Origin of the sequence: Clostridium sp. UMB9555A, from assembly GCF_030222355.1 — a bacterium.
Taxonomy (GTDB): domain Bacteria; phylum Bacillota; class Clostridia; order Clostridiales; family Clostridiaceae; genus Sarcina; species Sarcina perfringens.
Genome location: NZ_JASORQ010000002.1, coordinates 926,320 through 948,425 on the forward strand (window position 1 = coordinate 926,320; position 22,106 = coordinate 948,425).

Consider the following 22,106-nt stretch of genomic DNA (forward strand, 5'->3'; position numbering starts at 1 on the left):
TATGACCTAATTCACCTCCTAAAATCTATTTATTTCTAATGTTTAAAATGTCTAATTCCTGTAAATACCATGCTTATTCCATGTTCATTACAAGCCTCTATAGACTCCTCATCTCTAATAGATCCACCTGGTTGAATTATTGCTTTTATTCCATTTTTAGCCGCTTCGTCAACACAATCTCTAAATGGGAAGAAAGCATCTGATGCTAATACTGCTCCACCTTTTCCTCTTTCTAAAGCTTCTTTAGTAGCCCAAATTCTATTAACTTGTCCTCCACCAATACCAGTGGCAACTCCATCTTTTACAACTACTATAGCATTAGATTTTACATATTTCACAACCTTCATTCCAAAGATCATATCTCTTAATTCCATTTCTGTTGGCTCTTTTTCAGTTACAACCTTATACTCATTAGCTAGTTTATTATCTTCTCCTTGAACTAATATTCCACCATCTACTGTTACCATGTAATTTTTAGCCTGAGGAGTATTCTTACATTTTATAACTCTTAAATTCTTTTTACTTCTTAATACTTCTAAAGCATCTTCATCAAAATCCGGTGCTGCTACCACCTCTAAGAAAATTTTAACCATTTCCTCTGCTGTAGCCTTATCTATCTTTCTATTTATAGCAACTATTCCACCAAATATTGAAACTGGATCAGCATCATAAGCCTTTAAATAAACCTCTTTTGAACTTTCTCCTACAGCTACCCCACAAGGTGTATTATGTTTTAATGCACAGCAAGCTGTTTCTTCAAATTCACAAGCAACCTTCCATGCTATATCTAAATCCTTTATATTATTGTAAGATAAAGCTTTTCCATTTAAAATTTCAAAGCTATTCATAGCTCCATCAAATTCTGTTGAACTATAATAAGCAGCTCCTTGATGTGGATTTTCTCCATATCTAAGATCTTGAATTTTCTTATATGAAACTGATAGATATTCTGGATATTCCTCTTCTCCCTCTAGTAAGAAGTTAGAAATTGCAGCATCATAAGCACTCATTAAGTTAAATACTTTTCCTGCAAGAGTTTTTCTTAATTTCAATGAAACACAATTATTTTCTTTAATTTCATTCATTACTTTTTCATAATCTTTTTTATCTGAAAGAACTACTACATCTTTAAAATTCTTAGCTGCCGCTCTTAACATTGTTGGTCCACCTATATCAATAAACTCAACCTTTTCTTCAAAGCTTAAATCCTCTCTAACTTTTTCAAAGAAAGGATATAAATTTACAACTACATAATCTATAGTATTTATTTCTCTCTCTTCTAAAGTTTTCATATGCTCTTTATTATCTCTTATTGCTAATATTCCAGCATGAACTAAAGGATGAAGAGTTTTTACTCTTCCATCTAGCATTTCTGGGAAGTCAGTTATTTCACTTATCTCTTTAACCTCTATGTTATTTTCTTTTAAATATTTATAAGTTCCACCACTTGATATTATTTCTACATCTCTATCTCTTAAAAATTTTGCAAGTTCTAAAACTCTATCTTTATCAAAAACACTTATTAAAGCTCTCTTTTTCATTAAAAGACCTCCCTAGTTTAATATTTTCACTTTTCCATTATGAATTTCTATTTTTTCTTCGCATAAGTACTTAACAATTCTAGGTAGCAATATATGCTCCTTCTCTAAAACCTTTTTTTGAAGACTTTCTGGAGTGTCTTCAAAATTAACTTCAACTATTTCTTGTGCAATAATAGCTCCTCCATCAACTTCATCATTAACAAAGTGAACTGTACACCCAGAAAATTTCACTCCCTTTTCTATAGCTGCCTTATGTACATTTATTCCATACATTTTATTTCCACAGAAAGAAGGAATAAGAGATGGATGGATATTAATTATCCTATTTCCATACTCTTCTAAAAGTTTTCCTTTTAATATTGAAAGATAGCCTGCTAGTACAATTAAATCAATATTATTTTCCTTAGCAAGTCTTAAGATTTCATCTGAAGTTTTATCTCCAAACTCTTTTTTAGAAACAACTGCTGTTTTTATACCCTGTTTTTCAGCCCTTTCTAAGGCAAAAATACCCTCCTTACTTCCAATAACCAAAGACATTTCTCCATTTATATTTCCATTATCTATATTATCTAAAATTGATTGAAGGTTAGATCCACTGCCAGAAGCTAATACAGCTATTTTATACAAACTCCTTCACCTCCAGCATTTATATACCCAATCTCAAAAGCTTTTTCTCCTTGCTTTGAAAGTTCTTTTAAAACCTCTTCAACCTCATCTTCCTCAACACATAAAACAAACCCTATACCCATGTTGAAAGTGTTATACATTTCCTCTTCTTGAACTCCAAGTTCCATAAGCTTTTTAAATATTTCTGGAATCTCATAACTATTTTTATTTATTACTATACTAAGTCCTTCTTCGCTTAACATTCTTGGAAGATTTTCATAAAATCCTCCCCCAGTTACATGAGCCATACCCTTAATATTAAATTTTTCTAAAAGACTTAATACAGGTTTAACATAAATCTTTGTAGGAGTTAATAATTCTTCCCAAATAGCTTTTCCATTAAAATCTTCATCTAAGTTTTTAAACACCTTTCTTATAAGAGAATATCCATTTGAATGAACTCCTGAAGAAGCAATTCCTATAAGCTTGTCACCACTCTTTATATCTTTGCCATTTATTATTTTATCCTTGTCTACTATTCCTACTGCGAAACCAGCAATATCATAATCTCCTTCTTTATACATACCTGGCATTTCAGCAGTTTCTCCTCCAATTAAAGAGCACTGAGACTTAATACATCCTTCAGCCACTCCCTTTACCAAATCAGAAGAAACCTCAGCTTCAAGTTTTCCACAAGCTATATAATCTAAGAAGAATAATGGTTTAGCTCCATGACATAAAATATCATTAACACACATTGCAACACAGTCAATTCCAACAGTATCAAACTTTCTTTTCTTACAAGCAATATCAAGCTTTGTTCCCACTCCATCTGTTCCAGAAACTAAAACTGGTTTCTTATATCCCTCTGGAAGTTCAACCATGCCAGCAAAAGATCCTAATCCGTTTAATACATATTCACTCATTGTTTTTTTTGCATATTCTTTTATTAATTTTACTGATCTATATCCTTCTTCAATATTTACTCCTGCTTCTTTGTAAGTTAGCATTTAATTCTCCACCCTTTCAAGATTATCCTCTAAAGCTTCCATAGGCGCTGCAACTGGATAAACCCCACTAAAGCATCCTACACAGAAATTTCTTCTACCTTCAAAACTTTCGTACATTCCTTCTAAACTTAAATACCCTAGAGAATCACAACCTATCATCTCTCTAATTTCTTCTACACTTCTACTTGCTCCAATTAACTGACTTCTGTATGGTGTATCAATGCCAAAATAACATGGATATTTAACCATTGGTGATGCAACTAGAAAATGAACTTCCTTAGCACCAGCTCTTCTTAAAGATTCAATTAAATGTTTAGAAGTTGTTCCTCTAACAATAGAATCATCTATTAAAATAACTCTTTTTCCATTTACATTAACTTTTAAAGGATTAAGCTTTACAGCTACAGCTCTATCCCTAATTTCTTGTGATGGTGATATAAATGTTCTTCCTATATATCTATTTTTCACAAATCCAACCTCATAAGGAATTCCTGAAGCCTTAGCATATCCCATAGCAGCTGGTATTCCTGAATCTGGTACAGCTACCACAATATCAGCATCTATTGGATATTCTTTAAATAATATTTCTCCTTGCTTAACCCTTGTAGTTTGAACATCTAAACCATCAATTACTGAATCTGGTCTTGCAAAGTATATATATTCAAAAGCACAGGTTTGGCAAACAGTATTTTCTGAATATCTATAACTTTTAATCCCATCATTATCTATAACCACTATTTCTCCTGGTTTTATATCTCTCACAAACTCTGCTCCAATTGTGTCTAAAGCACAACTTTCTGAAGTTAATATATATCCTTCTTCAAATTTTCCTAAGCATAAAGGTCTAATTCCATGCGGATCTCTTATACCTATTAGCTTATCCTTAGTCATTATTACCATAGCGAAAGAACCTTTAACCGCTGATATAGCATCAATTACAGCCCTCTCAATCCCTTTTTTAGCGCCTCTAGCAACTAAGCTTGTAATCACCTCAGAATCAACACTAGTATGGAAAACTTGTCCCCCATCCTCTAAAAGACTTCTTATTACATCTGCATTAACTAAATTACCATTATGAGCAGTAGATATAGGACCAAGTTTAGTATTACTAACTAAAGGTTGTGCATTTTCAACAGTTTTAGCTCCTGCTGTAGAATATCTAACATGTCCTATTGATATATAACCATTAAATTCTCTAAGTCTCTTTAAATCTTCAGCTTCAAAGGCTTCTGTTAAAACACCTAACCCCTTATGAACTTTTATATCTTCTCCATTTGCTACTGCAATGCCAGCACTTTCTTGTCCTCTATGTTGAAGAGCATAAAGTCCATAATAATTTATAGAAGCAACATCTATTGGTTTATTTGCGAAAACTCCAAAAACTCCGCATTCATCTTTGAATTTATCATTTTGTGGATCCATAATATCAAAATTTGGCTTCACCATATTTTCTACTCCTCTTACTACCTAATTTCTTAGTCTATTTAAAACCTCTCTATAGCCATTTATTACATTACCCATATCTCTTCTAAATCTGTCTTTATCCATTTTTTCTCCTGTTGTAGCATCCCAAAATCTACAAGTATCTGGTGAAATTTCATCAGCTAATAATATCTCTCCGTTATATCTTCCAAACTCTAATTTAAAATCTATTAAGTTGATATTTTGTTTTTTGAAAGCTTCTTTTAAAATTTCATTTACTTTAGAAGTTATTTCATAAATTTTATTTAATTCTTCAAAAGTTGTAGCTCCAATTCCTACAGCATGATAGTCATTTATAAGTGGATCTCCTAAAGAATCATCCTTGTATGATAATTCAAAAACTGTAGTCTTTAATTCATATCCTTCTTCAAGACCTAGTCTCTTAGCCATACTTCCAGCTGCCACATTTCTAACTATTACTTCTAAAGGAACTATTTCAACTTTCTTACATAATTGGTCTCTATCATTTAACTTCTCTACAAAGTGAGTTTTTATTCCTTCTTTATTTAACATCTCAAAGATAAGACTAGTAATTTCGTTGTTTAATACTCCCTTGCTTTCTATTTGAGCTTTTTTTTCTCCATTGAAAGCTGTAGCATCATCCTTATAATGAACAATTACCATATCAGCTTTATCTGTTGCATATATTTTTTTAGCTTTTCCCTCATATAACATTTCTAGTTGATTTACCATTATAATTCCACTCCTTCTCCATTTTCTGCTATGAATTTATGTTTCATGTCGATTCTAAATTGTATTAATTTTTCTCTTAGTTCTGGATATTTTAATGAAAGCATTTGGACTGCTAACATTCCTGCATTATAACTATTATTTATACCAACAGTGGCTACAGGAATTGATTTTGGCATTTGAACTATTGATAGTAATGCATCCATTCCCCCTACTGCTGCTCTTACTGGAACTCCTATTACAGGAAGTATAGTATGAGAAGCTATAACTCCAGGAAGATGTGCAGCTAATCCTGCTCCAGCTATTATTACTTCACAGCCTTCTTTCTCAATTTTTTCTAAAGTTTCAATAAGTTTTTCTGGAACCCTATGAGCTGATAAAACATAAGCGTTATAAGGAATTCCAAACTCTTTAAGAGCATTTCCTGCTCCCTTCATAACATCTATATCTGATTTACTTCCAAAAAATATTGCTACCTTCATTAAAATTTCCTCCCTATATTTTAAAGTTTTAATAATACTTATTTTCTAGATAACCCTAAAGACCTAACTTAATTTCAAAAAGTTTCTATAATATATTTTTAAATAATATTTAAAGCTTAGAACTTAAGTGAAAATTTAATTTCTTAACTGGTTATACCCATCTTATGAAATATATGCTTTATGAAATTTTTAAGATAGAAATTTATAATCTTCTTAAAAAGTTAGAGATAATATATAATATAAAACCTTAATTTCTTAATTAAGCTAGTCCTCTAGTTCTATCTAAGAAATAATTTAAAACTTATAAACTTATTTTCTAAAATAATCTACACCTGATTTAAATAATTTTTGATCAAATTCTCCTGGTATGTTTTTATAAAGATTGTCTCCAATTCTCTCTGAATGACCCATCTTACCTAGGATTCTTCCATCTCTACTTGTTATTCCTTCTATTGCTAAAGATGAACCATTAGGATTATACGGCATATTCATAGCCATATTTCCTTCTAAGTCTACATACTGAGTAGCTATTTGATCATTTTCTACTAACTCTTTTATTAAAGCTTCTGGCGCAACAAATCTTCCTTCTCCATGTGATATTGGAATACTGTGTACCTCTCCAAGAGAAACCTCATTAAACCAAGGAGATTTCTTAGATGTAATTTTAGTTCTAACTATGGATGACATATGTCTATTTATATTGTTATAAGTTAAGGTTGCCATATCTTCTTCAATATCAATTATTTTTCCGTATGGAAGAAGTCCTAACTTAATTAAGGCTTGGAAGCCATTACAAATTCCAAGTATTAATCCATCTCTCTCATTTAAAAGCTTCATAACTGAATCTTTTATCTTAGGATTTCTAAATATTGTTGCTATAAATTTAGCTGATCCATCTGGCTCATCTCCTGCTGAGAATCCCCCTGGCAACATAATTATTTGAGCCTGATCAATTTCTTTTTTAAGCATATTTATTGAATCAATTAAGGCTTCCTTATTTAAATTTCTGATTATAACTTCATGTACATCAGCACCTTCTTTTTCAAAGGCCCTTCTACAATCATACTCACAGTTAGTTCCTGGGAATACTGGTATAACTACTCTTGGCTTTTCTACCCTTGTTATCTTTGATTTAAGTTTTTCTTCTATATGCATTTGTCCATTATCTAAAATATTAGCCCCATCTTTACCATTACTTATTAAGTCTGAAACGCATTCCTCTTTATCTTCTGTTTTAGATTTAAATACATCCTCAAGCTTTTCTTCATAAGATTTTTCTAATTCCTTTAGAGAAACCTCAAAGTCATATTCTTCACATTTTATAACCGCATCTTTTATTGTGCTTCCTATAACCTTATAATTAGTTCCCTTAAATTCCTCCTCAAGGTTAACCCCTTCTTTAACCTCTAATATTAAACTTCCATAATTAAATCCAAAAAGTTCTTCTTTAGAAATATTATTTAATATTGCCCCGATTCTATTTCCTAGTGACATCTTAGTAATTCCTTCTGATACTCCACCAAACTTAAGAGAGTATGCTGAAACCACCATTTCTTCTCCTATTAACTTATAAAGTTTTTCTAAGTTATTTTTAAATCCATCTATTTCTAAAGTTCCATCTTCTAATTTTTCACCTTTCATAAGAACTAAAGTTGATCCTATATTTTTAAACTCAGGTGAAATAATTCTTGAAGCCTTTTCAAGACCTACTGCAAAGGAAACTAAAGTTGGTGGAACATTTAACTCTCCAAAGCTACCTGACATTGAATCTTTTCCACCTATTGCAGGTAATCCTAAATCCATTTGTGCCTTATAAGCTCCTAGTAATGCTGAAAAAGGCTTGCCCCATTTTTCTTCATCTCTTAATAATTTTTCAAAATATTCTTGGAAAGTTAATCTAACTTTTTTATAATCTCCTCCCATAGCAGCTATTTTAGTTACTGATTCAATAACTGAATAAAATGCCATGTGGAATGGACTCCATACTCCTAAATATGGATTAAATCCATATGTCATTAAAGAAGCATCTTTACTTTCTCCTCCTAGTACAGGAATTTTAGCAGCCATGCCCTCTGCTGGTGTTAATTGATATTTCCCGCCTAAAGGCATAAGAACTGTTCCTCCACCTATAGTTGAATCAAATCTCTCAATTAATCCTTTTTGACTACAAACATTTAAATTTCTTAAAGATTTTAGCCATTCCTCTTTAACGTCACAGTTTTTAATTTCATATGGATAAACACTTGGTGATTTTACTTTTAAAGAAATTTCTTGTTTTGCCCCATTTGTATCTAAGAAACTTCTCTTTATATCAACTATAGTTTTATCCTTCCAATTCATTCTTAACCTATCAGTATCTGTAACTTCAGCCACAATTGTAGCTTCTAAATTCTCTTCTTCTGAAAGTTTTATAAATCTATCTGCATTTTCAGAGGAAATAACAACAGCCATTCTTTCTTGAGATTCTGATATAGCAAGTTCAGTTCCATCTAATCCCTCATATTTTTTAGGAACCTTATTTAAATCTATATCAATTCCTCTGCATAATTCTCCAATTGCTACTGATACTCCACCAGCTCCAAAGTCATTACATCTTTTTATCATTTGAGCTACTTCTTTGTTTCTAAAAAGTCTTTGAATTTTTCTCTCTGTTGGAGCATTTCCTTTTTGAACTTCTGCTCCACATTGATTTATTGATTCTTCTGTGTGTTCCTTTGAAGAACCTGTAGCCCCACCAATACCATCTCTTCCAGTTCTTCCTCCAAGAAGTATTACAATATCTCCCTTTGAAGGTTCCAGTCTTATTACATTTTCCTTTGGCGTGGCAGCTATAACTGCTCCTACTTCCATTCTCTTAGCCGCATAATTTGGATGATAAATTTCTGATACTTGTCCAGTTGCAAGGCCTATTTGATTTCCATATGAGCTATATCCATGAGCAGCTCCTAAAGTTATTTTTCTTTGAGGTAATTTGCCCTTTAAAGTTTCACAAATTTCAACTGTTGGATCTGCTGAACCTGTAACTCTCATAGCTTGGTAAACATAACTTCTTCCTGAAAGGGGATCCCTAATAGCTCCCCCTAAACAAGTGGCTGCCCCTCCAAAAGGCTCTATTTCTGTTGGGTGATTATGTGTCTCATTTTTAAACATTAAAAGATATTCTTCAGTTCCCTTATCTGTTTCTATTTCTATATTTATAGAACAAGCATTTATTTCTTCTGAAACATCTAAATCATCAAGTTTTCCTCTTTTTCTTAGCTCCTTCATGGCTATTGTGGCTAAATCCATTAACTTAACTTCTTTAGTATTTAAGTTCTCCCCATAAACATAGGCTCTTGAATTTTTATAATCTTCATAAGCCTTTTTAATAGGTTCTGAATACTTGCCCTCTTCTATATAAACATCTTTTATTATTGTTTCAAAAGTTGTGTGTCTACAATGATCTGACCAATAAGTATCAATAACCTTAATCTCAGTTATTGTTGGATTTCTATCCTCTGATTTAAAATAATCTCTTATTAGTTTTAAATCTTCTAAACTCATAGCTAAAGATTTTTCTCTATGGAAATTTTTAAGTCCCTCTTCATTTAAATCTAAAAAGCCATCTAAAACCTTAACCTCATTAGGTTCCTCTAAGTTTTCTTCTAAGACTTTTGCAAGTGGACTAACTTCCCTTGAATCAACAGGATTAATGTAATAATATTTTATTTTCTTTATCTCTTCCTCATTTAAATTCCCTTTTAAAATAATTACTTTTGATGATTTAACAGGAATTTTTTCCTCCTCAGTAAGAAGCATTATACACTCTGAAGCTGAATCAGCTCTTTGATCATACTGTCCTGGTAAATATTCAACACCAAAAGCAATTTCATCTTGTCCTATTTCAAAATTTTCCTCATATACTCTATCTACTGGAGCTTCTGACAAAATAGTATTTACAGTTCTTACATACTGTTCTTCTTCCATATCTCCTAATATGTATTTATTTAAAACTCTTACATCCTCCAAAGCTTCAATCCCTAAATTATCTTTAAAATCCTTAAGTAATATCTGACTTTCCACATTAAAACCAGCTTTTTTTTCTACAAATACCATTCTAATACCAGACATTTTAATCCCCCATTCAAAACACGAACATTATTAATGATTAAAAATTAATCATTCGTTAATTAAACATTACCACCTTAAATACGTATTGTCAATATTTAAAATTATTTAAACATTCGTTTTTTAGGCAATTTTAGACGTATTTATATTATTTTTATTAAACAAAGTTCGTATTTAAGAACAAAAATAGAGATATATTAAAAGTCTTGAATAATATTTTTTAATATATCTCCAATATATTTAGTCTTCTCTTAAAAGATTTATATCCTTTCCTTCTAGAATCTTATTCATATTTCTTATAGAGCACATTTTTCCACACATTGTACAACTATCTTTATGTTCAGGAGTAGATTCTTTTCTGTATCTAATAGCTTTTTCACTATCTATTGCTAAAGAAAACATCTCGTCCCAATCTAATCTTTTCCTAGCATCACTCATTTTATTATCTATATCTCTTGCCCCTGAAATTCCTTTTGCTATGTCAGCTGCATGAGCTGCTATCTTTGTGGCAACTATTCCTTCCCTTACATCCTCTAAATTAGGAAGTCTTAAATGTTCTGCTGGTGTTACATAACAAAGAAAATCTGCTCCATAAGAAGCTGCCATAGCCCCTCCTATAGCACTTGTTATATGATCATATCCTGGTGCAATATCAGTTACTATTGGTCCTAAAACATAAAATGGTGCTCCATGGCATAATTTTTTCTCTAATAAAACATTAGCTTCTATTTCATTCATTGCCATATGCCCTGGACCCTCTATTATTACTTGTACATTTCTTTCCCAAGCTCTTTTTGTTAGTTCTCCAAGAGTAATTAATTCTTTGATTTGTACAGCATCAGTTGCATCAGCTATTGAACCTGGTCTACAAGCATCCCCTAAGCTTAAAGTTAAATCATACTTTTCACATATATCTAATAATCTATCAAAATATTCATAGAAAGGATTTTCTCTATTATTTAATTCCATCCATGCAAAAAGAAGAGATCCTCCTCTAGAAACTATATTAGTAAGTCTTTTATTTCTTCTAAAAGTTTCAATTGTTTCTCTATTTAATCCAGCATGTATAGTAACAAAATCAACTCCATCCTTTGCATGTTTTTCTACAACTTCAAAAAATTCATCAACAGTTATATCTTTAAGTTCTTTATCATAGAAACCTACTACATCATACATTGGTACAGTTCCTATCATAGCCGTAGAAACTTCTACAAGTCTTTTTCTAAAATCATAAGTTTTACCATAATTACTTAAATCCATTATAGATTCTGCATTCATATCTATTGCTTTTTTAACTTTTTCTAACTCTAATTCTATATTGGCACAGTCCTTTGAAATTCCTAGGTTAACATTTATTTTAGTTCTTAACCCTTGTCCAACACCTTCTGCACTTATACTTTTATGATTTTTATTAGCTGGTATTACAATTTTTCCTTCAGCCATTAAATTCATTAAAGTTTCAATATTAATTCCTTCTTTTTCTGCAACTACTTGCATTTCCTTTGTTATTATTCCTTTTTTAGCAGCATCCATTTGAGTTGTATAATTCATATTAGTTCTCCTTATTTTAATTTTTTAACTGCGCAGTTAAATTAATATAGGATCCTATTTTTTTATAAAAAATAAAAGCTTGCCATAAGGCAAGCTTAATAAACACTTATATAGATACATTTATACCTTTTTAAAGCATAAATATAAATAAACAACAGTTTATGCTTCCCTACGGTAGTACTAACTACATCAGGTTTTAAGGGTTAGATAGATATTATCCTCTCAGCATATAAAATGCACCCCTAGCACTTACGATTAAATATTCACTTTTTTTAAATTATACTATCAATTTTTTTCAATTTCAAGTAAATTTATAAAAATAAGTAATAATATACTTAATAATTATTTACGTTAAATCTAAAAAAGATATACTAATTAAACCCAAGAAAAATGCAAGTAGAAATTAAAAAAGCTTTAGAATAAGTTCCTATCTCATTCTAAAACTTTCCTAACTATTCCGATTTATATATTATAATTTAAGTTTTCTCTACAAAACAATGGAATTTTAAAAGCCTGTATGACCAAATCCACCACCTCTATTTACACTTTTAAGTTTAGAAACGTCATCTGTTTTTATAAAATTAGCTTTATAATATTTTGCTAAAACCATCTGAGCAATTCTATTTCCTTTTTTTATGTATATAGTTCCATATGGATTTCCGTTCTTATCTAAATAAATATATGTCTTTAATAACTTTTTATAAGCTTTTTTTCCTTCATCCTCATAAGAACTTATATCATGTCCTTTAGATTCTAAGTAATCTTTTAATCTTACTTCAGTATAATTATTTTTTAAATCATCTAATATACTTATATCATTAGCTATTTCATAAGGAAGATTGGCTATATTATAATTATTTTCTAAAATTACTGATATATCACTAACTGAATCAGCATCAATAGTTCCTATTGAGTTTGAAATTTTCAAGTTTGTTCTTAAAGAAAGTCCACTTCTAGCCCTAATTTGAAGCTCCATGTTATCAGGAATTGCAAACTTTAATCCTAGTGGAATTGCAACCTTTTCAAAGGGTCTTATAACCATATCCTCTGCTGCAAAAAGGTCTGCTCCTGCGGCTAAGGGTGTTTCATATTTAGGTGTTTCTCCATTTTTATCGTATTGAATATATACATCTCTCACTCTTTGTTCTCCAGCCATAAAATTCACCTCCATCTTTAGTAAAAATTATATTTTAAAATCCCCCTATTAACAAATGTGTAAATCATCCATATTCTTAACTAAAAGTTGTATTATTAACATTTTGTTAATATATTTTCTTTATTCTTACATTTACAACTTATTACTTTTATTAAGAATTTTTTTATAGAAAAACTTAATTTTCTATAAAAAAATAACAGGTTTAATGGATCTAACCTGTTACTTTTTACTTATTTAAAATAATTTTTAAAAATTATTTCTATTCATGTTATATATACAAATCCCAGCAATAGCACCTGTTATAAATACAGTTAATAAGTTCCATATCTTAAATATATAAACTCCAAAATAATGAACTAACACAATTAAAATTAAAGCTATAAATATGTGGATAATCCATTCCCACTTAGGCTCTATTTTAAAAGCTCCAAACATTTTATCAGTTAACCTTATTTTTTTATCAATTAATCCATATAAAACAGCAAATAGAATTGTTGATATAACAAACACTAATGCTTCCAATATATTTTGTAATAAAAGCATTCTATCCATAGTTTCTTCCCTTTCAATTCATCCTTAATAGCTATATTATACCATTTTAAAGAATAGTAAGTGAACTTTACAATTAAAATTAATATATCATTTAGACTTTAAATCCACCTAATCTATGGAGATAATACTATTCCTTATTTTTAGTCTAAACCTAAAGAATAAACTAATAAAAATATATCTTTTTACAAATTATTTTTTAAAGGAAGCAATTAAAATTCCAATAAAAATTCCATTTATACTTGAAACCACAAGGTTTCCAATTCTGTAAGGAATACTTAAGTATTTAAATATTATGTAACTTAAAACTAAAACTATTATTGCAGTTATTATAACTATTAAATCATATATAAACTTATCCTTAAAACTTTTATGTCCCCACAAAATTCTAGTATTGCTATCCCTAAGTTTATATAAGAAAAATAACACTATAATTATTCCAATAACAGTACTTGTATGTTGAACTAACTTATATATATAAATTTCATCTCCGCCAAATATTATAATTTTTTGTTGAAGCCAAGGAATGTGACGCACAAAAAATCCAGTTTTATGAGTAAATCCATCCCATAAAACATGGGTAATCATTCCTAATAAAGCCGAATATATGAAAACAATTACTTCTTTCCATGAATGCAAGCCAAATTGTTCTGTTCTTAAGTAACCATACCAGTTATCTAAAGGTCTCGGCAAATGACTTATAAGTGGAGATTTTATAAAGTTATGAAAAATATACGCTAATAAAATACATAAAGGCAAATTTAATATAAAAAAGCCTAATATTTGGTGTCCTAAATTTCCATAAGGTCTAAAATTAAGAAAATATATAAAATCTGGAGCCATACTCCCTAAAATTAAAGCTGTAAGATTAAACTTTTTATTCTTTAAAAAAACCACAGCTGCTGGATGCGCTAGGGTAAAAGGCATACTTACTCCCCCTTATTATATTGAATATTATCCAATTATAACATATAAAAGACTAAGTAAAAACGACTAAAATTTTTCTTTTAATCCATTAACATGAAACCTATTTATTTGAATTATTTTTTTGTACTAAATAAATAAGAATATTATTCAAAATAAATATTATAAAAAATATTATTTTATTTATTTGAGACTCTACTGAAGTTATTGCAAGAAACAAAATAACATTAATTATTAATAACCATAACTCATGCTTCTTTAAAAATTCCATTTCAATACAACCCCTTATTAATATTTCATTCATATTGTAGCATATTTTGTAACTTTTTGTTAACAATGTATTTTAAAGCTAAAAACATAAAATTAAAAAGTGTTAGAAACATATTTAGAAATGGTTACTTCTAACACTCTTACTCAATTATTAAAAATTACTTATTTAATGTTTTTACTGATACTTCACCTGAATTTAAGTATTCTATTTCCCCATTTTCATACTTAACAACTAAAGCTCCCTCATCAGTAATATCAATTGCCAATCCTTTATTCAGCTTATTATTCTTTAAAAAACTTACTTCTTTTCCTAATACCAAAGATAAAATTCTATACTCTGTCATTATGCTTTTATCCTCTAAATTTTCACATAATTCAAAAAGTTCATTTAAAATTTCAGCAACTAACTGATTTCTCGTAATAGCTGGCTTTTCTCCTTCAAATATTGATCCTGCAATATTTTTTATATCTTCAGGGAAATCTTTTGAATCAGTTTTAAAATTCACTCCAATTCCAACAACAACATTCTCGACTCTTCCACTCTCAAAGTTTCCTGTTGCCTCTGTTAATATGCCGCAAATTTTTTTATCTTCTAAAAATATATCATTAACCCACTTTATTTTAGGTCTTTTTTTAGTTAATGTTTCTATTGCCCTACAAACAGATATGGCTGCTGAGGTTGTTATATGTATAGCCTTTGAAAGTTCTATGTTAGGTCTTAAAATAACACTCATATATATTCCTTTGTTAGAAGGTGAAAAGAACTTTCTTTGAAATCTCCCCCTACCTGCTGTTTGTTCCTCTGCAATTAATATGGTTCCATGGGGTATATCATTATCCATTAAAAGCTTCTTAGCTTCTTGATTAGTAGAATCTATAGTTTTATACACCCTTATATAGTTTTCACGGTATTTATGATTTAAAAATATTTTTATTCCCTCTGCTGATATTAAGTCATTATCCTTTGTTAATTGATATCCTCTATTGGTAACAGCAGAAATATTGTATCCCTCTCCCCTTAAGGATTTTATAGCCTTCCATATAGCTGCCCTAGAAACTGATAAATGTTTAGCTAATTCTTCTCCTGATATACTTCTCTCCCTATTTTCTTCTAGAATCTTAAGTACTGACTCTTTAACCGACATTGAACTAGCCTCCTAATTTATTCCTATTATTTATATAATTTATTTTTAAAGCTTATTAAAACTAATTTTCTTTAGATATTAATTAATACTCTCCTTGATTATATTTTTTATGCCTATTATTGACAACCTTTTTTAATATTTAAGTCTACAATATAAATCTCAAAATAATTTTTTATACAAAAAAGGCTAGCAACTTTTAATGTTACTAACCTTTCCATAAAAATTATTTAAATTCTATTGCTCTAATTTCTCTTAATGATTTTAAAACATCCTCATTAATATTTACTAGTGCTTCTTCTAAGATAGAATAAATATTTCTAGCCTTTTCTAAGATATTTTTTATATTTTCATTTACTTCGTATTTTTTATAAACTGCAACAAAATCAAAAATTATTGCTAAGGCTCTCTTTAAATTATCTCTTAAATTGTCTTTAAACCCTGGTGTTCCTAAAACATATTCATTTGAAAACACTTTAGGTTCCTCTAAGTATATATTTAATTTTTCTTTTACTAAAGACATAGCATTTAAATAATCATCATTACAAGTTGAAATTAACCCCTCATTAATTTTTATGTCTTTTTCCATTTAAATCATCTCCTTAACTCTTTCATTAGTTCTTTAAAGATAATTAATTATAGTTTTTGTGTGGTTTTTTATTTATATAAAAAATTTTGGATTTTAATTTATAATAAAGCACTAAAAATAATAAAATATTTATTCTCAGTAATATGATTATATCCTACAAAAAGAAAAAAGAAAATAATTTTCCAATTTTCATTTAAAATTTTGTTAATAATCAAAAATTTAACTTTTATTATTTAAGCTTATTTTTTTATTTTCATGTATAATTTAAATAAAACTAACTAGGTGGTGTTTAAGGTGAATTATATTGAAGATATAAAAAATTATATTCCTTTTAATGAACAAGAAGAAAAAGATAAAGAACTATTTTTAAAATGCTTAAATGATTTTGATGATATTTTAACAAGAGATAACACAATTGCTCATTTAACTAGTTCAGCCTTTGCTGTAAATAAAGAAAGAAATAAATTTTTGATGATTCATCATAACATATATAATTCTTGGGCATGGACTGGCGGTCATTCAGATAATGAAGAAGATCAACTGAAAGTTGCAATGAAGGAATTAAAAGAAGAAACTGGAGTTAAAAATCCTACTCCTCTTTTAGATAAAGCTTTCGCATTAGATGTGTTAACAGTAAATGGACACATAAAAAGAGGAAAATATGTTTCATCCCATCTTCATTTAAATCTTACTTATCTAATAGAATGCTCAGAAGATGAAACTCTTATGCTTAAAGAGGATGAAAATAGTGGTGTTATGTGGATTCCTTTTAATGAAATAAGTAACTATTGTAGTGAACCTCATATGATTCCTATTTATGAAAAATTAATAGAAAAACTTAAATCTCTAGATTAATCTTTTTGATTTCTTATTTTAGTAATTTTAAATTTTAAAATAGCTAACAAATTTTATTTTTTACTCTTATATTTTTATTAAGGTATAAATTTAAATCTAAGTTTTATATATTTAACAATAATATTTTTATTTAGTGATAAGATTGAATAGTTATTCAATCTTATCACTAAACTTAGCTTTTCTCTTTTTATTTTTTTAATATGTTAATCTTCTTTTTTCATAATACTACTTATTGCACCTAATAATGCAAAAATTACATAATATGCATCTGTTGATATACTTAATCCTAAAAGTTCATATAAAGTATTGATGAACATACGATCAAAATTAAATATACTTAATATCCAAGCTATTAACAATCCTCCCAATACTCCACCTAACATAAAAACTATTCCCCCTATATAAATTTAAACTTATTTATTTTTATAATTTTTAAAATAATATAATTACTTAAAATTAATTTAATTAAATGTTAAATTCTAATCTCTAATATAATGCTATGTTTTACCCTTGGAATAAAAAACTAACAAAACAAAAAAATATACACTTAGTTTAAAGATTATTCTCTCTAAACTAAGTGTATATACTAATTGTTATTTCATTGGATTTTTAGAAGTTGATGTCCATTGGTTATCTCCTGCAGTTTTAGGCTGTCTGTCTTTTGCAGGAACCATATTAGGATCTACAGTTGTTGATACCCATTGATTATTTGTTGCTGATTTTAGTTTTTTTCCCATGAATAATTACCTCTTTCTATTTTTTATTGAAACTTGTTCAACCTTATTTTTTGTAATTATATTTTTTTCATCCTAGGTATTTATTAGAAACTTTAATTGACTTATTTTAAACTTTTGATATATAATATATAAAAACTGAATCATTAAAAGCTTTGATTAGGAGTAGTAATATTACCTCATAGCCTAAAGAGAGTTGTGGTTTGCTGTGACACAATGGTATGAAAATATGAACTTGCCTATGAGCATATGTGTGAAAAAAAGCACATACGGGAAAAACCCGTTATAAAATCGAGTGAGGAAAAGAAATTTTCCTAATAAGAGTGGTACCGCGAATATCCTTTCGTCTCTTAAATTTTAAGAGATGGAAGGTTTTTTTATTTGTTTTTATTTGATTCTAGCAAATAATAATTAATTATATAGACTTAGAGGAGGATTAGTTAATGGGTAACTATAGTACTGCCATAGATAAGAAATGGCAAGACAAATGGGCTGAATCAGGCCTTTATAAATTTGATCCAAATAAAGAAGGAGAGAAACTTTACGTTTTAGAAATGTTCTCATACCCTTCTGGTAGCCAATTACATGCAGGTCACTGGTTTAACTATGGACCAGTTGATTCATGGGCTAGATTTAAAAGAATGCAAGGATATAATGTATTCCAACCAATGGGATTCGATGCTTTTGGTTTACCAGCTGAAAACTTTGCTATAAAAACAGGAATACATCCTCAAGATTCTACAATAAAAAATATAGCTAAAATGGAAGAACAATTAAAAGCTATGGGAGCTATGTTTAACTGGGAAAACGAAGTTGTAACTTGCTCACCTGAATATTATAAATGGACTCAATGGCTATTCCTAAAATTATACGAAAAAGGATTAGCTTATAGAAAAAAAGCTCCTGTAAACTGGTGTCCATCATGTCAAACAGTTCTTGCTAACGAGCAAGTAGTTGATGGAGCTTGTGAAAGATGTTCAACAGAAGTTACTAAAAAAGATCTTACTCAATGGTTCTTTAAAATAACTGATTATGCTGATGAATTATTAGATAAATTAGATGGTTTAGATTGGCCAGAAAAAACAGTTTCTATGCAAAAACACTGGATAGGAAGATCAACTGGTTCTCAAGTTAACTTTAAAGTTAAAGATAGTGATTTAAACTTTGATGTATTCACAACAAGAGTTGATACTTTATGCGGAGTTAGCTATGTTGTTTTAGCTCCTGAAAATCCATTAGTAGACGAAATAGTTTCAGCTGAACAAAAAGAAGCTGTTGAAAATTATAAAGAAGAAGCTAAAAAACAATCTGATATAGAAAGACAATCTATTTCAAGAGAAAAAACTGGTGTATTCACTGGTGCATATGCTATTCATCCATTAACAGGTAAAGAAGTTCCTATATGGGTTGGAGACTACGTTCTAGCAACTTACGGAACTGGAGCTGTTATGGCTGTTCCTGCTCATGATGAAAGAGATTTTGCTTTTGCTGAAAAATTCAATCTTCCAATAAATAGAGTTATAGAAGCTAAAGATGGTAGTGAAACTAACCTTCCATTCTGCGAGCACGGTATATTAGTTAACTCTGGTGAATTTGATGGATTAACTACAGATGAAGCTAAAGAAAAAATAGTTGAAAAACTAGCTTCAATGGGTCTTGGAGAAAAGAAAGTTAACTTTAGATTAAGAGACTGGTTAGTTTCAAGACAAAGATACTGGGGAGCTCCAATTCCTGTAGTTTACTGTGAAGAATGTGGTATAGTTCCTGTACCTGAAAGTCAATTACCAGTTGAATTACCATATGATGTTGAATTTGCTCCAGATGGAAAATCTCCACTAGCTAAGAGCGAAGCATTTGTTAATACAACTTGCCCTCACTGCGGAAAACCAGCTAAGAGAGAAACTGATACTTTAGATACTTTCGTATGTTCATCATGGTATTACTTAAGATATCCTGATAATAAAAATACTGAGGCTCCATTTAATCCTGAATTAATCAACAAAATGTTACCAGTTGATAAATACGTTGGTGGACCTGAACATGCTTGTATGCATCTTCTTTACGCAAGATTCATAACTAAAGCCCTAAGAGATATGGGATACCTAAACTTTGATGAACCATTTACTTCATTAACTCACCAAGGATTAATCTTAGGACCAGACGGATTAAAAATGAGTAAATCAAAAGGAAATACAATATCTCCTGATGATTATATAAAAGAATATGGTGCAGATGTATTTAGAATGTACCTAATGTTTGGTTTTGCTTACACTGAAGGTGGAGCTTGGAGTGATGATGGAATCAAATCTGTAAATAGATTCGTTGAAAGAATTGAAAGAATTATAGATACTGCTAGAGAAGCAATCTCAAAAGGTGAAAATAATAAAACTACAATGGATAAGGCTGAAAAAGAGCTTAACTATTGGAGACACAATACTATAAAATCTGTTACTGATGATACAGATAAACTTCAATTTAATACAGCAATAGCTAGAATGATGGAATTCATAAATGCTTTATCTAAATATACTCAAGAGAAAGAAATGAATCTTGATTTCTTAAAAGATGTAGTTTCTGATTATTTAAGATTATTAGCACCATTTGCACCTCACTTCAGTGAAGAACAATGGAGCTTACTTGGAAATTCATACTCAATCTTCAATGAAGCATGGCCAAAATTTGACCCTAAAGCTTTAGTTAAAGACGAAGTTGAAATAGCTATCCAAGTTAACGGAAAAATCAAAAACAAAATAATGGTTTCTTCTGATTTAGATGAAGAAGGAATAAAAGCCGCTGCTTTATCTGATGAGAAAATCATAGCTTCAACAGAAGGAAAAACAGTTGTAAAAGTAATAGTTATAAAAGGTAGACTTGTAAATATAGTTGTTAAGTAATATAATATTAACGTTGCAAATTTTTTAATTGATTAAAAGTTAATACTAATCTTAATAATTAACACTTTTAAATAACAAATTATATATTATACTATAAAAGGTATCTAAACGCTGAGATTTGACTCCGTTTAGATACCTTTAAACTTTACATTGTTATATGATAATTATTTTTATCAACCTTTATTTCTTTTTCAAAAACTTTATAATATTCTGATTCATGTCCTCTTAAATCAATATTGTCCATTAATTTTATATTTTTAACTATATTATTATCTATTGCTTCTAAAAACTCATCTTTATTTCTAACTAACTCTGTTTCCTTTGCAACATTATAATAAGTATATCCAAAGACTCTTTTTTCGTGGATTAACTGATTATTATCACAATTTAAAATTCCACCATCTCTAAACTGTCCCCTTATTTCAATTGGAGAATCTATTTTTATATCTCCTTTTAAATAAACCTTTGAATCTTTTCCTAAAATGTCAAGTCCAACTCCAGATTTATTTTGTAAATCAAGATTATTTAAGGTTACTACTCCATTTTCAATCTTTAATCCATTACCCTTTTCTTGATTATTTACTATTTTACAATCATTAATATGAATATTATTTCCATCTAAAATGTTTACTGCTCTATTAAAGTTAGACTCTATGAAAACATTTTCTAAGGTTATGTCATCTCCTGATATAGTAATAAGGTTATTATTATTTAAAGCTTCATCATCCTTACATACTATATTTAAATTTTTTAGCACAATTCCATCTCCCTGTAGTGTAAAAAAATCTCTATTAAGATTTTCGGCTAATTTAGGAACATAGATACTATATCCTTGACCATCTATTACAACATTTGAACTCTTAATATCTACTCCACTAGAAATTAAATTGCTAAGGTCAATGTCCCTTGATAATTTTATCTCTTCTAAGTTCCCATCATTTATTATTTTTAAGAATTCTTCTGTATCCCCTACTGTTTTTTCTATTCTAAAAATATTATTATATCTTTTACTCTGACTTATACTTTGATTTATAACTGAATTATCTTTGTTTTTTTCTATTAAATTTACTTCTTTGCCTAAAACTACGCTACTGGAGAGGTTATTTACTACTATAGCAGTTGCTATTATTTTTGCCACCTTTTTATGTGCCATACTAAATTCACCTCTTCTTATTATTTTTCTTATATTTCTATTATGAACTAATTATATCACTTTTTGTATAGGTTTTCAAAAAATAAATTATAGATTTTTTTGACATATCATAGATTTTTTTTAACTCTACTAAAATCTTATAATTTATTAATGTATATTTTATGTTTTTAGAACCATATACCTTCAAGGATGCCTTGCTAAATCATGGAAAACAAAGCAATATTCTTTCCTTAATTAAATAAAATAAATACTATGATCTAAAATTTCTATATTACTCTAAATTATATATTCTATTATAATTGAGAAAGTTAAAATTTAAATACAAAAAGGTTATAACATGTTTCATAAATTAAAATCCTTATTACAATTAA

The 22,106-nt window shown here is 29.0% G+C and carries 18 protein-coding genes, 1 riboswitch and 1 other annotated feature; of the genes, 2 read left to right on the forward strand and 16 right to left on the reverse strand.

Annotated features, from left to right (window positions below):
• Positions 1–35: 35 nt before the first annotated feature.
• The 13 genes from purH to QP548_RS09590 form a co-directional block, all read right to left on the reverse strand.
• Positions 36–1,541, reverse strand: a complete 1,506-nt coding sequence (purH, locus tag QP548_RS09530) for a bifunctional phosphoribosylaminoimidazolecarboxamide formyltransferase/IMP cyclohydrolase (RefSeq protein WP_061426596.1) — start codon at positions 1,539–1,541, stop codon at positions 36–38.
• Between the two features lie 12 nt (positions 1,542–1,553).
• Positions 1,554–2,168 (reverse strand): phosphoribosylglycinamide formyltransferase, encoded by a 615-nt coding sequence (gene purN / locus QP548_RS09535; RefSeq protein WP_061426594.1) that lies wholly within the window; start codon positions 2,166–2,168, stop codon positions 1,554–1,556.
• A complete protein-coding gene (purM, locus tag QP548_RS09540) occupies positions 2,156–3,157 on the reverse strand; it encodes a phosphoribosylformylglycinamidine cyclo-ligase (protein ID WP_003453132.1) in 1,002 nt (333 codons plus the stop codon). Before purM ends, purN begins: the two co-directional genes overlap by 13 nt.
• Positions 3,158–4,603, reverse strand: coding sequence for an amidophosphoribosyltransferase (gene purF / locus QP548_RS09545; RefSeq protein ID WP_284905259.1), 1,446 nt, complete (start codon positions 4,601–4,603; stop codon positions 3,158–3,160).
• Between the two features lie 21 nt (positions 4,604–4,624).
• Entirely contained in the window at positions 4,625–5,332 is a 708-nt protein-coding gene (gene purC / locus QP548_RS09550; protein WP_061426589.1) for a phosphoribosylaminoimidazolesuccinocarboxamide synthase, read from the reverse strand.
• On the reverse strand, positions 5,332–5,811 hold the full coding sequence (gene purE / locus QP548_RS09555; RefSeq protein WP_061426587.1) for a 5-(carboxyamino)imidazole ribonucleotide mutase: 480 nt from the start codon (positions 5,809–5,811) through the stop codon (positions 5,332–5,334). The genes purC and purE overlap by 1 nt, the downstream gene beginning before the upstream one ends.
• A 309-nt stretch (positions 5,812–6,120) precedes the next feature.
• Positions 6,121–9,921, reverse strand: a complete 3,801-nt coding sequence (locus QP548_RS09560; protein ID WP_061426585.1) for a phosphoribosylformylglycinamidine synthase — start codon at positions 9,919–9,921, stop codon at positions 6,121–6,123.
• A gap of 237 nt (positions 9,922–10,158) precedes the next feature.
• The gene (thiC, locus tag QP548_RS09565) at positions 10,159–11,469 is read right to left on the reverse strand and encodes a phosphomethylpyrimidine synthase ThiC (protein WP_061426583.1); all 1,311 of its coding nucleotides are present in this window, start codon (positions 11,467–11,469) and stop codon (positions 10,159–10,161) included.
• A gap of 149 nt (positions 11,470–11,618) precedes the next feature.
• Positions 11,619–11,723, reverse strand: a riboswitch (TPP riboswitch).
• A gap of 251 nt (positions 11,724–11,974) precedes the next feature.
• A complete protein-coding gene (locus QP548_RS09570) occupies positions 11,975–12,625 on the reverse strand; it encodes a dUTP diphosphatase (RefSeq protein WP_061426581.1) in 651 nt (216 codons plus the stop codon).
• Between the two features lie 246 nt (positions 12,626–12,871).
• Complete coding sequence (locus QP548_RS09575) at positions 12,872–13,177, reverse strand: hypothetical protein (RefSeq protein ID WP_061426579.1); 306 nt, start codon at positions 13,175–13,177, stop codon at positions 12,872–12,874.
• A gap of 189 nt (positions 13,178–13,366) precedes the next feature.
• Entirely contained in the window at positions 13,367–14,101 is a 735-nt protein-coding gene (locus tag QP548_RS09580) for a DUF4184 family protein (RefSeq protein WP_061426576.1), read from the reverse strand.
• A 425-nt stretch (positions 14,102–14,526) separates the two neighbouring features.
• On the reverse strand, positions 14,527–15,513 hold the full coding sequence (locus QP548_RS09585; RefSeq protein WP_061426574.1) for a biotin--[acetyl-CoA-carboxylase] ligase: 987 nt from the start codon (positions 15,511–15,513) through the stop codon (positions 14,527–14,529).
• A gap of 223 nt (positions 15,514–15,736) precedes the next feature.
• Positions 15,737–16,099 (reverse strand): hypothetical protein, encoded by a 363-nt coding sequence (locus QP548_RS09590; RefSeq protein WP_061426573.1) that lies wholly within the window; start codon positions 16,097–16,099, stop codon positions 15,737–15,739.
• Positions 16,100–16,393: 294 nt separating this feature from the next.
• On the opposite strand from QP548_RS09590, the gene QP548_RS09595 reads away from it, so the two are divergent.
• Positions 16,394–16,954, forward strand: coding sequence for an NUDIX hydrolase (locus QP548_RS09595; protein ID WP_061426572.1), 561 nt, complete (start codon positions 16,394–16,396; stop codon positions 16,952–16,954).
• Between the two features lie 203 nt (positions 16,955–17,157).
• Here QP548_RS09595 and QP548_RS09600 read toward each other — a convergent pair whose 3' ends face one another.
• Together QP548_RS09600 and QP548_RS09605 are read right to left on the reverse strand one after the other, a co-directional pair.
• Positions 17,158–17,337: a hypothetical protein gene (locus tag QP548_RS09600; RefSeq protein WP_061426571.1), complete on the reverse strand. Its 180-nt coding sequence runs from the start codon at positions 17,335–17,337 to the stop codon at positions 17,158–17,160.
• A gap of 210 nt (positions 17,338–17,547) precedes the next feature.
• The gene (locus QP548_RS09605) at positions 17,548–17,691 is read right to left on the reverse strand and encodes a hypothetical protein (protein WP_003453032.1); all 144 of its coding nucleotides are present in this window, start codon (positions 17,689–17,691) and stop codon (positions 17,548–17,550) included.
• Between the two features lie 143 nt (positions 17,692–17,834).
• Positions 17,835–18,042, forward strand: a binding site (T-box leader).
• A gap of 89 nt (positions 18,043–18,131) precedes the next feature.
• Between QP548_RS09605 and leuS the strand changes: the two genes are divergently transcribed.
• A complete protein-coding gene (gene leuS, locus QP548_RS09610) occupies positions 18,132–20,582 on the forward strand; it encodes a leucine--tRNA ligase (RefSeq protein ID WP_061426570.1) in 2,451 nt (816 codons plus the stop codon).
• A 145-nt stretch (positions 20,583–20,727) separates the two neighbouring features.
• Here the strand turns inward: leuS and QP548_RS09615 are convergent, their stop codons facing one another.
• A complete protein-coding gene (locus QP548_RS09615) occupies positions 20,728–21,735 on the reverse strand; it encodes a pectate lyase-like adhesive domain-containing protein (protein WP_061426569.1) in 1,008 nt (335 codons plus the stop codon).
• Between the last annotated feature and the right edge of the window lie 371 nt (positions 21,736–22,106).